The 14,099-nt window shown below is 66.7% G+C and carries 13 protein-coding genes; 11 read left to right on the forward strand and 2 right to left on the reverse strand.

Features of this window, described 5'->3' with window-relative positions; translation table 11 throughout:
- Window positions 1-52: 52 nt before the first annotated feature.
- The 7 genes from steA to ACQHI0_RS06260 all read left to right on the forward strand — a co-directional run bounded on the left by steA (window position 53) and on the right by ACQHI0_RS06260 (window position 7,872).
- Entirely contained in the window at window positions 53-1,252 is a 1,200-nt protein-coding gene (gene steA, locus ACQHI0_RS06230; protein ID WP_427906961.1) for a putative cytokinetic ring protein SteA, read from the forward strand.
- A complete protein-coding gene (locus ACQHI0_RS06235) occupies window positions 1,249-2,190 on the forward strand; it encodes a copper transporter (RefSeq protein WP_427909098.1) in 942 nt (313 codons plus the stop codon). Before steA ends, ACQHI0_RS06235 begins: the two co-directional genes overlap by 4 nt.
- A gap of 203 nt (window positions 2,191-2,393) precedes the next feature.
- Entirely contained in the window at window positions 2,394-4,115 is a 1,722-nt protein-coding gene (locus tag ACQHI0_RS06240) for a CTP synthase (protein WP_427906962.1), read from the forward strand.
- Between the two features lie 21 nt (window positions 4,116-4,136).
- Window positions 4,137-4,793 (forward strand): NUDIX domain-containing protein, encoded by a 657-nt coding sequence (locus tag ACQHI0_RS06245; RefSeq protein WP_427906963.1) that lies wholly within the window; start codon window positions 4,137-4,139, stop codon window positions 4,791-4,793.
- Window positions 4,794-4,856: 63 nt separating this feature from the next.
- Window positions 4,857-5,789 (forward strand): site-specific tyrosine recombinase XerD, encoded by a 933-nt coding sequence (gene xerD / locus ACQHI0_RS06250; RefSeq protein WP_427906964.1) that lies wholly within the window; start codon window positions 4,857-4,859, stop codon window positions 5,787-5,789.
- Window positions 5,790-6,040: 251 nt separating this feature from the next.
- Window positions 6,041-6,874 (forward strand): ParA family protein, encoded by an 834-nt coding sequence (locus tag ACQHI0_RS06255; protein ID WP_228538008.1) that lies wholly within the window; start codon window positions 6,041-6,043, stop codon window positions 6,872-6,874.
- A 188-nt stretch (window positions 6,875-7,062) separates the two neighbouring features.
- Window positions 7,063-7,872 carry a segregation and condensation protein A gene (locus ACQHI0_RS06260; protein WP_427906965.1) on the forward strand — a complete coding sequence of 270 codons (810 nt, stop codon included), beginning with the start codon at window positions 7,063-7,065 and terminating at the stop codon, window positions 7,870-7,872.
- 97 nt (window positions 7,873-7,969) lie between these two features.
- On the opposite strand, the gene ACQHI0_RS06265 is transcribed toward ACQHI0_RS06260, so the two are convergent.
- Window positions 7,970-9,079 (reverse strand): RNA-guided endonuclease InsQ/TnpB family protein, encoded by a 1,110-nt coding sequence (locus ACQHI0_RS06265; RefSeq protein ID WP_427906966.1) that lies wholly within the window; start codon window positions 9,077-9,079, stop codon window positions 7,970-7,972.
- Between the two features lie 115 nt (window positions 9,080-9,194).
- Here ACQHI0_RS06265 and scpB point away from each other — a divergent pair, with 115 nt between their 5' ends.
- Genes scpB through der form a run of 4 tightly spaced genes read left to right on the forward strand, consistent with a single transcriptional unit; the run spans window position 9,195 to window position 13,436 of the window.
- On the forward strand, window positions 9,195-9,851 hold the full coding sequence (gene scpB, locus ACQHI0_RS06270) for an SMC-Scp complex subunit ScpB (RefSeq protein WP_427906967.1): 657 nt from the start codon (window positions 9,195-9,197) through the stop codon (window positions 9,849-9,851).
- Between the two features lie 8 nt (window positions 9,852-9,859).
- A complete protein-coding gene (locus ACQHI0_RS06275; protein WP_427906968.1) occupies window positions 9,860-11,281 on the forward strand; it encodes a pseudouridine synthase in 1,422 nt (473 codons plus the stop codon).
- 38 nt (window positions 11,282-11,319) lie between these two features.
- Entirely contained in the window at window positions 11,320-12,024 is a 705-nt protein-coding gene (gene cmk, locus ACQHI0_RS06280) for a (d)CMP kinase (RefSeq protein ID WP_427909099.1), read from the forward strand.
- Entirely contained in the window at window positions 12,021-13,436 is a 1,416-nt protein-coding gene (gene der / locus ACQHI0_RS06285) for a ribosome biogenesis GTPase Der (protein ID WP_427906969.1), read from the forward strand. The genes cmk and der overlap by 4 nt, the downstream gene beginning before the upstream one ends.
- 53 nt (window positions 13,437-13,489) lie before the next feature.
- Here der and ACQHI0_RS06290 read toward each other — a convergent pair whose 3' ends face one another.
- Complete coding sequence (locus tag ACQHI0_RS06290) at window positions 13,490-14,086, reverse strand: TetR/AcrR family transcriptional regulator (protein ID WP_427906970.1); 597 nt, start codon at window positions 14,084-14,086, stop codon at window positions 13,490-13,492.
- Window positions 14,087-14,099 lie beyond the last annotated feature (13 nt).

The following is a 14,099-nucleotide window of genomic DNA, read 5'->3' on the forward strand; positions in this document are numbered from 1 at the left end:
CGACCGGCGCGCCTCCACCAAAGGTTGAGGGTTTGGCTTCATCATCGGCCTCATGAAGATGCCGGCGCTGTTGTCACGGAACACGGAAACGCTGCCCGGTGTCGCCGGGATCGCCCGGGTGGATCGCGATACCGGCCGATTGCTGCGGCGGGTCGGTCCCGGGGACGTGGTCGTCCTCGACGAGACCGACCTGGACCGCCACACGGCCGACCGGCTGGTCGAGGCGGGTGTGCTCGCGGTGATCAACACCTCGCCCTCGATTTCCGGTCGCTATCCTAATCTGGGCCCGGAAGTGTTGGTGGCCAACGGGATCGTGCTGATGGACACGGTGTCCTCCGACGCGTTCGGCAAGATCAAGGACGGTTCCAAGGTTCGCATCGACGGCGGCATCGTCTACGCCGACCGGTTGACCAAGAAGGAACCCGAGGTCCTGGTCGAGGGCATCGAGTTCGACGAGTCGACCATCGCCGACCGGATGATCGAGGCGCGCAACGGCCTCGCCGATCACCTCGACGCGTTCGCGGGCAACACCACCGAATTCGTGCGCACCGAGAGCGCGCTGCTGATCGACGGCGTCGGCGTGCCCGATATCGAGCTGGACATGCGCGACCGGCACGTGGTCGTGATCGCCGACGGCTCGGGCCATCTCGCGGAATTGCAGCGGCTCAAGCCGTTCATCAAGGAGTACGCGCCGATTCTGATCGGTGTCGGCAGCGGCGCCGATACTTTGCGCAAGCTCAAGTACACGCCTGACCTGATCGTCGGCGATCCCGACGAGATCAGCACGGAGACACTGAAATCCGGCGCCGAGATGATCCTGCCCGCCGACACCGACGGCCACGCCAAAGGCCTCGAACGCATCCAGGACCTCGGTATCGGCGCCACCACGTTCCCGTCCTCGGGCTCGCCGACCGATCTCGCGTTGATGCTGGCCGACCATCACGGTGCGTCCCTGATCGTGCTGGCAGGCGCCCACGCCTCGCTCGAAGACTTCTTCGACCGCGGCCGGCGCGACAGCAATCCGGCCACCTTCCTGACCCGATTGAAGGTCGGTGCGAAGCTGGTCGACGCCAACGCGGTGTCGACCCTGTACCGGCACCGTTCCACCGGTGCCGCGGTCGCGCTCGTGGTGCTGGCCGCGCTGGTAGCGATCGTGGTGGTGATCCTGGCTTCGCACAATGGTTCCGAGATGCTGGACCGGTCGATCGAATACTGGAACAGCTTCGTCCTGTGGGTGCGTGGTCTGCTGTGATCTCGCTGCGTCAACACGCCATCTCGATCGCGGCGATCTTCCTGGCGCTGGCGGTCGGTGTGGTGCTCGGTTCGCACACCCTCGCCGGCGACATGATCTCGGGCCTGCGCTCGGACAAGACCGACCTGAACACTCAGGTGGACGAGCTGACCGCCCAGAACGCGCAGCTCACCGCCCGCCTCGACGCCGCCGACCAGTTCATCGCGGGCTCGGCGCCCCGCATCCTGAACGGCACCCTGGCCGACCGCACCGTCGTCGTCCTCACCACCCCCGACGCCGACCCCGCCGACATCGACGGCGTGAGCAACTCCCTGCGCACCGCAGGCGCCACGGTGACCGGCCGCGTCGCCCTGACCGAGTCCTTCGTCGACGCGGGGGAGGGCGATCGCATGCGCTCCACCCTGACCAACATCGTCCCCGCCGGCGCCCAGCTCAACACCGGCGCCGTAGACCAGGGCAGCCTCGCAGGCGACCTCCTCGGCCTCGCTCTACTCCAGGACCCCGCGACCAACCACCCCCGCAGCACCCCCGAGGAACTGTCCCTGATCCTCGAAACCCTCCGAGGCGGCAACTTCCTCACCTACACCGACCCCCCGACGAGACCAGCGCAACTCGCGGTAGTCATCACCGGCAACGGTGTCGAATCCGACACCGGCCAGGGCGCGACTATCGCCCGCTTCACCGCCGCCCTCAGAGCAAGAGCCGCAGGCACAGTCCTCGCAGGCCGCCAAGGCGCCGCCGAGGGCAACGCCGCGATAGCCAACGTCCGAGCCCAAGCCCCCCTCGCGACAACAGTCACCACAGTCGACAACATCGACCGCGAAATAGGCCGAGTAACAACAACACTCGCCCTGACAGAACAACTGACCGGCGGCGCCGGCCGCTACGGAACAGGAACATCAGCAACGTCACTGACCCTGGTAGCAATGCCCCGCTGATTGAGAACCCCACCACTAACCCAAGGCAAGATCCCGCGACTCGCGCACCGACGTAACTCCCGATCTCGCGAGTACATGGGTAACTCACCGGGCACGCCCAGAGGCCGCTCAGCGCCTCTCCGCCGGTCCGCGAACCCAACACGCCGCCCGCAAACGACCGGCAAAATACGCGGAGAGGCGGACTAGCGGTACAGTGGTGGTCCGTGGGTCATCAACGGAATCAGGCTAAAAGTGCCACCAAGCACATCTTCGTGAGCGGTGGCGTCGCCTCCTCATTGGGTAAGGGTCTCACCGCTTCCAGCCTCGGTCAGCTCCTGACCGCGCGCGGTATGCGGGTGACGATGCAGAAGCTCGACCCGTATCTCAATGTCGATCCGGGCACCATGAACCCGTTCCAGCACGGCGAGGTGTTCGTCACCGAAGACGGCGCCGAGACCGACCTGGACGTGGGCCATTACGAGCGTTTCCTCGATCGCGATCTCACGATGGACGCGAACGTGACCACCGGTCAGATCTATTCGACCGTGATCGCCAAGGAACGCCGCGGCGAGTATCTGGGCGATACGGTGCAGGTCATCCCGCATATCACCGACGAGATCAAGAGTCGCATCCTCGCGATGCAGGGTCCCGATCTCGAGGGGCATGTGCCGGATGTGGTGATCACCGAGATCGGTGGCACCGTCGGTGACATCGAGTCGCAGCCGTTCCTCGAGGCGGCCCGCCAGATCCGTCACGATGTGGGTCGCGACAACGTGTTCTTCCTGCATGTGTCGCTGGTGCCGTATCTGGCGCCCTCGGGTGAGCTCAAGACCAAGCCGACGCAGCATTCGGTGGCCGCGCTGCGCAATATCGGTATCCAGCCCGACGCGCTGATCCTGCGTTGCGACCGTGAGGTGCCGCAGGGGCTCAAGAACAAGATCGCGCTGATGTGCGACGTCGACGTGGAGGCGTGCATCTCCACGCCGGACGCGCCGTCGATCTACGACATCCCGAAGGTGCTGCACAGCGAGGGTCTCGATGCCTACGTGGTGCGCAAGCTCGGGCTGCCGTTCCGCGATGTGGACTGGAAGGTGTGGGGCGATCTGCTCGATCGCGTGCATTCCCCGCGCGAGACCGTCGAGGTGGCGCTGGTCGGCAAGTACGTCGATCTCCCGGATGCCTACCTGTCGGTGACCGAGGCGCTGCGGGCGGGCGGTTTCGCGCATCGCGCCAAGGTGAACATCCGCTGGGTGCCGTCGGACGAATGCGAGACCGAGGTCGGCGCGCAGGCGGCGCTGCGTGATGTCGACGCCGTGCTGATTCCCGGTGGGTTCGGTATTCGCGGTATCGAGGGCAAGCTCGGCGCGATCGGCTACGCCCGCCACCGCGGTATCCCGCTGCTCGGGCTGTGCCTGGGTCTGCAGTGTGTGGTCATCGAGGCTGCGCGTTCGGTCGGTATCGCCGACGCGAACTCGGCCGAGTTCGAGCCCGACACCAAGAACCCGGTCATCTCGACCATGGCCGACCAGGAAGACGTTGTCGCCGGTGAAGCCGATCTGGGCGGCACAATGCGACTGGGCGCCTACCCCGCCACGTTGAAGAAGGGCTCGGTCGTCGCGCAGGCGTACGGCACCGAGAACGTGTCCGAGCGGCACCGGCACCGGTTCGAGGTGAACAACTCCTACCGTGACGCCATCGCCAAGAGTGGGCTGGTGTTCTCCGGCACCTCGCCCGACGGGCACCTGGTGGAGTTCGTCGAGTATCCGGCTTCGGTGCATCCGTTCTTCGTCGCCACCCAGGCGCATCCGGAGCTCAAGAGCCGTCCGACCCGGCCGCATCCGCTGTTCGCGGCGCTGATCTACGCCGCGTTGAAATACAAACTGGCCGAACGGCTTCCCGTAGACTTCCCGGAGGAAGAGCTCGCGGAGCAGCCCGCGCAAGCGTAGGAAATTCGGCGATAGGAACGCATGAGCGAGCCCGGTAGTCACGACTTCGAGACGGTGTCGAGCCGGGTGCTCTACAGCGGCGCGATCCTGGCCCTGCGCCAGGATCAGGTCAGGATGCCGGACGGGCGGGTCGCCGAGCGCGAGGTGATCGAGCACCACGGTGCTGTCGCGGTGCTCGCGCTCGACGACGACGGCAATGTCGTGTTGATCCGTCAGTACCGGCATCCGATCGGTACCCGGCTGCTGGAACTGCCCGCCGGGCTGCTCGACATCGACGGTGAGGACCCGCTCACCGCGGCCAAGCGTGAGCTGGCCGAGGAGACGGGGCTCGCCGCCGCGCAATGGTCGGTGCTGGTGGATGTGGCGTTGTCGCCGGGTTTCACCGACGAGGCGCTTCGGGTGTTCTTCGCGACCGGTCTCAGCGTCACCGACCGGCCCGACCCCGAGCATGAGGAAGCCGATCTCGAGCTGGTGCGGATGCCACTTGACGAGGCGGTGCGGGCCGCGCTGGCCGGGGAGATCGTGAACGCGACCGCGGTCGCCGGGGTGCTCGCCTACGCCGCGGCCGAGGCGAGTGGGGTGGCGTTGCGCGCGCCCGACGCGCCGTGGCCCGGTCAGCCGACGACGTTCCTGCGGCGTAAGGCCGCCGAGGCGCCGTCTCGCGGTAACCACGCGTGACCACGGCCCACGTTTCGACCCCCGATTCCGCCGTCTCGGTCGGCGGGGACTAGGCGGGCGAGCGTGCTCGAGCGGGAGATCGACGCCTACCTCGACCACTTGACGGTCGAACGCGGAGCCGCGCGCAACACCCTCGGCGCCTACCGCCGCGACCTGGCCCGCTACCGGAATTTCCTCACCGGTCGCGGGGTCGACAGCTTGAGCGCGGTGGTCCAAGGTGATGTCGCCGAATTCACGATGGCGTTGCGTTCTGGCGGCGCCGATCATCCTGCGCTGGCCGCGGGTTCGGTGGCGAGGGCATTGATCGCGGTACGCGGGCTGCACCGGTTCGCCGCCGCCGAGGGCATCACCGACACCGATGTGGCGCACGCGGTGAAACCGCCCGCGCCGGGTCGCCGGTTGCCCAAAGCGCTGCCCTACGACCAGGTTCTGCGACTGCTCGAATCGGCGGGCGGCGAACCGGAGGATTCCGGCGGTGGACCGCGTGGACTGCGCGACCGGGCACTGCTGGAGCTGCTCTATTCCACGGGCGCGCGCATTTCGGAGATGGTCGGGCTCGACGTCGACGACATCGACGCCGAGCAACGCTGTGTGGTGCTGCACGGCAAGGGCGGAAAACAGCGCCTCGTCCCGATCGGCCGCCCGGCTCTCGCGGCCGTCGACGCGTATCTGGTGCGCGGTCGACCCACCCTGGCCGCGAGCGGAAAAGGTTCCGGCGGAGCGCTTTTCCTCAACGCCCGTGGCGGCAGACTGTCCCGGCAGAGCGCGTGGCAGGTATTGCAGACCGCCGCCGAACGTGCCGGAATCGGGGCGACGGTGTCGCCGCACACCCTGCGCCATTCCTTCGCCACCCACCTGCTCGACGGTGGCGCCGATGTGCGGGTGGTGCAGGAACTGCTCGGCCATGCCTCGGTGACCACGACCCAGATCTACACCCTTGTAACGGTGAGTACCTTGCGCGAAGTGTGGGCCACGGCCCATCCGCGCGCCACGTGAACCGGCACCCCCGATATGCGCTGAACAGGTATCGTGCGAACACGCCCGGCGTTGCCATGCTGTACCTCACCGGTCCGAGCGGTAGCGTCTACCCAGAGTTGGACCGTACGAAAGCGAACCGGTCGGCGGATCGGCCTCGCTACCCTCGACAGGGGTTACCGGCAAGGAAAACGTATAAGGAGCAGCGGATCGTGACGACAGCGGAAACACCGTGGGACGGTGGACCGGAACAGGTCACCGAGCCCGTCGAGATGGGCCCGACCGGCCGGCCGCTGCGACTGGTCCCAGATCCACCGCAGGTCCAGCGGCACGGCGACGCGCTCGTTGTCGCCATGTGCAATCAGAAGGGCGGGGTCGGAAAAACCACCTCGACCATCAATCTCGGTGCGGCACTGGCCGAATACGGTCGTCGCGTGCTGCTGGTCGACCTCGACCCGCAGGGTGCGCTCTCGGCCGGACTCGGTGTGGCACACCACGATCTCGATCTCACCGTGCACGACCTGCTGATCGGCGGTAAGGCGAAGGTCGACGACGTGCTGCAGACCACCAAGGTCGACGGCATGGACCTGTTACCCAGCAACATCGACCTATCGGCGGCCGAGATCCAGCTGGTCAACGAGGTCGGCCGCGAACAGTCGCTGGGTCGCGCCCTGCACGGCGTGCGCGATCGCTATGACTACATCCTCATCGACTGCCAGCCCTCGCTCGGCCTGCTCACGGTGAACGCGCTGGCCTGTTCCGACGGCGTGATCATTCCGATGGAATGCGAGTATTTCTCGCTGCGCGGGCTCGCCCTGCTCAACGACACCGTCGAGAAGGTGCGCGACCGCCTCAACCCGCGGCTGAGCCTCTACGGCATCGTGGTCACCATGTTCGATGCACGGCTGCTGCATTCGCGTCAGGTGATGTCGCGCGTGGTCGAGGTGTTCGGCGATCTGGTCTACGACACCGCCATCTCGCGCACCGTGCGCTTCCCCGACGCCAGCGTCGCCGGTGAGCCGATCACCACCTGGTCGCCGAAATCGGGCGGCGCCGAGTCCTATCGAGCGATGGCACGTGAAGTCATCCACCGGTCTGGCCGGTGATCGGAGCTACACCTGCGGTGCAAGCAGTACCCGAAGACTCTGACTCCGCCCCTGAATCCCCAGTTCTCGGCCGCCTTGATTCTGGACTGACCAGAGGGTGCGACGAAGGAGTGCCCGGCGGGAGGGAAGAATCGAGGCCTCAGGGCCGAGAACCCGCGGCGCCAGCCGCCAAAGACTCTGTATTTCACTTGCGGCTCACCAATTTCGAGGGGCCGTTCGATCTGTTGCTGACGTTGATCAGCTCGCGCAAACTCGATGTCACCGAAGTCGCGCTGCACCAGGTCACCGACGAATTCATCGCCTACACCAAGGCATTGACCGCCGAGCTGGCCGAGAACACCAAGCTGCGCGCGGACAAGATTCTCGATCAGACCACCGAATTCCTCGTCGTCGCCGCCACTTTGCTGGATCTCAAAGCGGCTCGGCTGCTGCCCTCGGGTGAGATGACCGACGCCGACGATCTCGAACTCCTCGACGCGCGCGACCTGCTGTTCGCGCGCCTGCTGCAATACCGCGCGTTCAAGCAGGTGGCCGAACTGCTCGCCGAGCTGGAAGCCGCGGCCCTGCGCCGGTATCCGCGCTCGGTGGCGCTCGAGGAGCAGTTCGAAGGGCTGCTGCCCGAGGTCACCCTCGGGGTGGACATCGCCGCGTTCGCCGAGATCGCGGCGGCGGCTTTCCGGCCACGCCCGATCCCCGAGGTAGGGCTCGGGCATCTGCACATGCACACCATCTCGGTCGCCGAGCAGGCCGAGTTGGTGCTCGCTCTGTTGAAGGAACGCGGTCCGGGCGGCTGGACGACCTTCGCCGAATTGGTGGTCGACTGCACAGTCCCGGTGGAAATCGTGGCGCGGTTCCTGGCGTTGTTGGAGCTGTACCGCGGTAAGACCATCGCCTTCGACCAACCCGATCCACTCGGGCCGTTGGCTGTCAGCTGGCTGGGCGAGCTCGACCCTGACGCGGAAGCAGCGGCATTGACCTTCGAGGAGGACTACGGTTGACTTCCTCCCCGCCCGCGAGGACGGGGAGTTCCTGCTTCACCGTCAGATGCCGGAAAGGAGAACTCCTTTGCGGACTTACACCGACTCCACAGGCGTTTCATCTCTCTGCCAGCCCGGCAGCGAGGATGTTGCGGGCAGCGTTAACGTCGCGATCATGGGCCGTGCCACAGGGGCGGCACTTCCACTTTCGAACGTTCAACGGCAGCTTGTCGCCCAAGGCGCCACAGTGCGAACACACCCGGGTAGACGGATACCAACGATCCACCACCAGCACTTCGCGGCCGTACCAGTCCGCCTTGTACTCGAGCATGAAGCGCAGTTGCCGCCAGCTTGCATCCGAGATTGCTCGGGCAAACGCGTGGTTGGCGACCATGTTACGCACCGTCAAGTCTTCGATAGCGACCGTTTGGTTCTCGCGGATCAGCCTCGTAGACAGTTTGTGAAGGAAATCGGTGCGGCGGTCGGTGATCCGCGCGTGAATACGACCGACCTTCTGCCGAGCCTTCTTCCGGTTGTTCGAACCCTTGACTTTGCGGGACAGGTTGCGCTGTGCCTTCGCCAGCTTGGCTCGGTCGGCCCGCTCGTGACGCGGATTGGCGATCTTCTCCCCAGTGGACAGCGTAGCCAGCGATGTGAGGCCGACGTCCACGCCTACGTTGTTGTCCGTGGACGTCAGCTCGGCGATCCGTTCCTCAACGAGCAGGGAGGCAAACCACCGTCCAGCACTGTCGCGAGAGACTGTCACCGTCGACGGTGTGGCACCGGCGGGCAAGGGGCGCGACCATCGAATATCGAGGGGTTCGGCCATCTTCGCCAGGGTGAGCTGCCCGTCTCGCCACCGAAATCCGGACCGGGTGTACTCCGCCGATGCCCGGGACTTCTTACGGGACTTGAACCTGGGGTATCGAGCGCGCTTGGCGAAGAACGCGGCGAACGCCGTCTGCTGATGCCGCAACGTTTGTTGCAACGGCACGGACGACACCTCGTTCAGGAAGGTGAGCTCTGCGGTCTTCTTCCACTCTGTCAGCTCTGCGGAAGCCTGCACATAAGTCGTGGACCTGGACTCGATGGCATAGCGCCGCTGCCTGGCATCCAGTGCCATGTTCCAGACTGTACGAACGCACCCGAAGGTGCGCAACAGCTCCGACGCTTGAATGGTGGACGGGTAGATGCGGAACTTGTATGCCCGCTTCACCACCTTCGCCATGCTCACACAATACTGCATCAGAATGTAAGAAGGTGGGGCCGATGTACCCGCTGGCCCTGGCGGAACTGGTTTTCCTTGCCATTCGACCGGACGAGCCCCGTCAGAAAGGGACAACATGACCGAAGCAGTGGCGGAATTCACCTCCGAGCCACTCGACGACCTCGAACTGCGGTCGGCACTGGAGGCGATGCTGCTCGTCGTCGACGCCCCGGCGCCTACAGAACAGCTGGCAGCGGCCCTGGACGACACCACCGAGCGCGTCGAACCCGTGCTGCGCGCGATGGCGGCGGAACTGACCGAACGGGGCAGCGGCATCGACCTGCGTTTCGTCGGTGACGGATGGCGCTTCTATACTCGACAGGAGTACGCGCCCTATGTCGAGCGGGTACTGCTCGACGGGGCCCGGACGAAACTCACTCGGGCCGCCTTGGAAACCTTGGCGGTGGTCGCCTACCGCCAGCCGGTGACCCGCATGCGGGTCAGCGCGGTCCGAGGGGTGAACGTCGACGGAGTGATGCGCACGCTGCTGGCCAGAGGCTTGATCGCGGAAGCGGGTCAGGACCCCGAAACCAACGGCACGCTGTACCGCACCACCGAGTTGTTCCTCGAACGGATCGGGCTCGCCTCTCTCGGCGACCTGCCACTGCTGGCGCCGCTGCTTCCCGGCGTCGATCTGATCGACGAGATCAGCGAGAGCCTGGAAACCGATCCCCGGTTCACCAGGCTGAAGAAACCCGCCGAGTCCGACATGGATCTCGGCACCGACGATTGACAGGACAGATGAATAATTCCGCTCGCCGAGATGGCACACCGGATCGAAGAAATCGCAGCGACCAGCCCCGAAGTGGCGCGAATCGAACCGCGGGTAACCGTGGCGACAGTGCGCGCACCGGGCAGGGTGGCTCCCGCGGGGCGGCTCCCGCCCGCCGCGGCACCGGCGCGGGTGGCTTCCAGCGCGGCAATCAGACAGCAGCCCGGTCCGCCGGCAGCTTCCAGCGTGACGCCGAATCCGGCGGTCGTCGTGGGTCCACCGGTGGTGGGTACCAGCGTGATGACCGTCGTGGTGCGTCCACCGGTGGTGACCGTCGTGGCAGTGCGCCCGGTGGGTACCAGCGTGACGATCGACGCAGTGCCCCTGCCGGTCGCGGCACCCCCGCCGGTGGCGACCGTCGTGGCCCTGCCGCCGGTGGTTACCAGCGTGGCGGCTCCGCGGGCGCAGGTCAGCGTGACGACCGTCGCGGCACCGGTGCTTCCAGCGGTGGCGGCTACCCGCGTGGTGACGTGCAGCGTGGTGGCACGGCTGGTCAGCGCAGCGGCGCGTCGGCCGGAACGCAGGCCTTCGCGGCTCGCAAGAAGAGCACGAAGCCGCAGAAGAAGGTTGTCGCTCCGACGATCCTGAACAACGCCAAGCCCGCGCGTCACCAGCACTCCGACGTCACCGAGGGTCCCAAGAAGCTCCCGTGGGGCGAAGGCGAACGTCTGCAGAAGGTCCTCGCCAAGGCGGGTGTGGCTTCGCGCCGCGCCGCCGAGGAGATGATCGCCGCCGGTCGCGTCGAGGTCGACGGCAAGATCGTGCGTGAGCAGGGTCTGCGCATCGACGCCGAGAACGCGGTCGTGCGCGTCGACGGCACCCGTGTCGTGGTGCGCGACGAACTGGTGCACCTGGTGATGAACAAGCCCAAGGGCTGGCAGTGCACCATGTCCGACGATCTGGGGCGCCCCTGCGTCGGCGATATCATCGCCGAGCGGATCGCCGCCGGTCAGCGCCTGTTCCACGTCGGCCGTCTGGATGCCGACACCGAGGGCCTGCTGCTGGTCACCAATGACGGCGAGATGGCGCATCGCCTGATGCACCCCTCGTTCGAAGTTCCCAAGACCTACTTGGCCACCGTCGACGGCGAGGTGAACTACCGCCTGGTCGGTAAGCGCTTGCGCGAAGGCGTCGAGCTCGAGGACGGGCCCGCCAAGGTCGACAAGTTCATGGTGCTCGAGGCCTACCAGGGCCGGTCGCTGGTGAAGCTCGTGTTGCACGAGGGCCGCAAGCACATCGTGCGTAGGCTGCTCGACGAGGTCGGCCACCCGGTGATCCGGCTGGTGCGCACCCACCTCGGCCCGGTGGCACTGGGTGACCAGCGTCCCGGCACGCTGCGGGTGCTCGGCCGCGACGAGATCGGCAAACTCTACGAGGCGGTGCAGCTGTGAACGGTGTGGACTTTCCCCTGGAATTCGCCGGCGGCCGGATGACCGATGATTCGACGCTCGTCGTCGCGATGGACGGGCCCTCCGGCACCGGCAAGTCCAGTGTGTCGCGTCGCCTCGCGGCGCGCCTCGGCGCCCGCTACCTCGACACCGGCGCCATGTACCGGGTCGCGACCCTGTGCGTGCTGCGTGCGGGCGTCGAGCTGACCGATGCGGTCGCGATCACCGAAACCGTTGCGGGAATGCCGCTTTCGATCGGCACCGACCCCAGCCACGAGGTCATCGAACTCGACGGCGAGGACGTCTCGGCCGAGATCCGCGGCGACGCCGTCACCAAGGCGGTCTCCGCCGTCTCCGCGGTGGCGCAGGTGCGCGAGCAGCTCGTGGCCCTGCAGCAGGAGATCGCGGCGACGGCCGGGCGCATCGTGGTCGAAGGCCGCGATATCGGCACCGTCGTGCTCACCGGCGCCGACGCCAAGATCTATCTCACCGCCTCCGCGCAGGCACGCGCCGAGCGGCGTAACGCACAGAACATCCGCGAGGGCCGCGGCGACGATTACGCGGCCGTGCTGGCCGACGTGCAGCGTCGCGACACCCTCGACTCCACCCGCACAGTGTCGCCGTTGCGCCCCGCCGCCGACGCGGTGCTCGTCGACACCAGCGACCTGTCGATGGCACAGACCATCGAGGAGCTGTATCGCGTGGTGGCTCAGCAGCTTTCGGCCACGACAGGAGGTCCGCGATGATCGAAGAGATTCTCGTAGGCGACGGAACCTGGACCGACGAGTCCGAATGGGATGTCCTCGACATCGACTCCGACGGCGAAGGTGAACAGCACGTCGCGATGCCGACGCTGGCCGTGGTCGGGCGCCCGAATGTGGGCAAATCGACCCTGGTCAACCGCATTCTCGGCCGCCGCGAAGCGGTGGTCGAAGACGTTCCGGGTGTGACCCGTGACCGTATTTCGTACGAGGCCAACTGGGCCGGGCGCCGTTTCATGGTGCAGGACACCGGCGGTTGGGAACCCGACGCCAAGGGTCTGCAGCAGCACGTCGCACGCCAGGCCGAGGTGGCGATGGAGACCGCCGACGCGATCCTGCTCGTCGTCGACGCCACCGTCGGCGCGACCACGACCGACGAGGCCGCGGTGCGCAAGCTGCGCCGCTCCAAGATCCCGGTGATCCTGGTGGCCAACAAGGTCGACGACCAGAAGGTCGAACTCGAGGCTGCGTCGCTGTGGTCGCTGGGTCTGGGCGAGCCGCGTATGGTCTCGGCCGCGCACGGTCGTGGCACCGGTGACCTCCTCGACGACGTGCTCAGCGCGTTGCCCGAGACCCCGCGCGAAGGCACCGCTGTCGCGGGACCGCGTCGCGTGGCCCTGGTCGGCAAGCCGAACGTCGGCAAGTCCAGCCTGCTCAACAAGCTGGCAGGCGATGAGCGTTCGGTGGTCCACGATGTCGCGGGCACCACCGTCGACCCGGTCGACTCGCTGGTCGAGCTGGGCGGCAAGACCTGGAAGTTCGTCGACACCGGCGGTCTGCGCCGCAAGGTCTCCAATGCCACCGGCACCGAGTTCTACGCCTCGCTGCGGACGAAGTCGGCGCTGGAGGCCTCCGAGGTCGCGATCATGCTGATCGACGCCTCGGTGCCGATCACCGAACAGGACCTGCGCGTGATCAGCCTGGTCGCCGACTCCGGTCGCGCGCTGGTGCTGGCGTTCAACAAGTGGGACCTGGTCGACGAGGACCGCCGCTACATGCTCGAGCGTGAGATCGATCGCGATCTGGTGCGGGTGCCGTGGGCCCAGCGGGTCAACATCTCCGCCCATACCGGTCGTGCCGTGGCGAAACTGGTGCCGCAGATGGAGACCGCGCTCGAGTCCTGGGACAAGCGCATCTCCACCGGCCGCCTCAACACCTGGCTCAAGGAAGTCATCGCGGCCACTCCGCCGCCGATGCGTGGCGGCCGTCAGCCCCGCGTCATGTTCGCCACCCAGGCGAGCACCCGCCCGCCGACGTTCGTGCTGTTCACCACCGGCTTCCTCGAGGCAGGCTACCGCCGCTTCCTGGAGCGCCGCCTGCGTGAGGAGTTCGGCTTCGACGGTTCGCCGGTGCGCATCTCGGTGCGTGTGCGCGAGAAGAAGGAACGCAAGAAGTAATTCGCGCGTGCACGAGTAGAGCCCCGGCGAATATCGCCGGGGCTCTACGTGTTTCAGGCGTCGAGCACGCGGTCCAGCAGGTGGTCGACCAATTCTGTTGCGCGCGAGGCGTAGTCGTCGTTGGTGAGCATGCCCTGTGCCAGCCCGCCGAGCGCGAGCAGGATCACCTCGGCATCAGCGATGAGCGCTTGCTCGTCGGCCTCGGGCCCGCGCAACTGGCGCAGTTGGCCCGCGACCGCATCGACGATGTAGTTGGGCGCCCCTGCGGTGTCCGCGGAGTCGATGTCGGTGCCGGTGAGTGCCGCCGCGTGGAAAATGCCGAGAATGACCGCGTTCTGCCTGCTCGGTTCGTCGAGAGGGAGTAGCGCGAGCAGGATCGTGCGAACGATATCGCGAGGGCCGGCACCGGGGCCCAGGGTCGTGAACCCCTGCGCCAACCGCGCGCCGGAATCCTCGACGACCGCACGGTGGGTGGCGAGCAGGAACTCCCGCTTGGTGCCGAAGTAGTACTGCACCGACCGCACCGAGACCCCGGCTTCCGCGGCGACGGACTGGAATGTCGCTGCGTCGAGCCCGCCTCGGGCGATGACCTGCCGCGCAGCACCGGTGATCGATCTGCGCCGTTCTTCGTGATCGGCCAAACGCGGCATTCCGCCTCCTTCT

The organism is Nocardia sp. FBN12, from assembly GCF_050320175.1.
In the GTDB taxonomy this organism is placed as follows: domain Bacteria; phylum Actinomycetota; class Actinomycetes; order Mycobacteriales; family Mycobacteriaceae; genus Nocardia.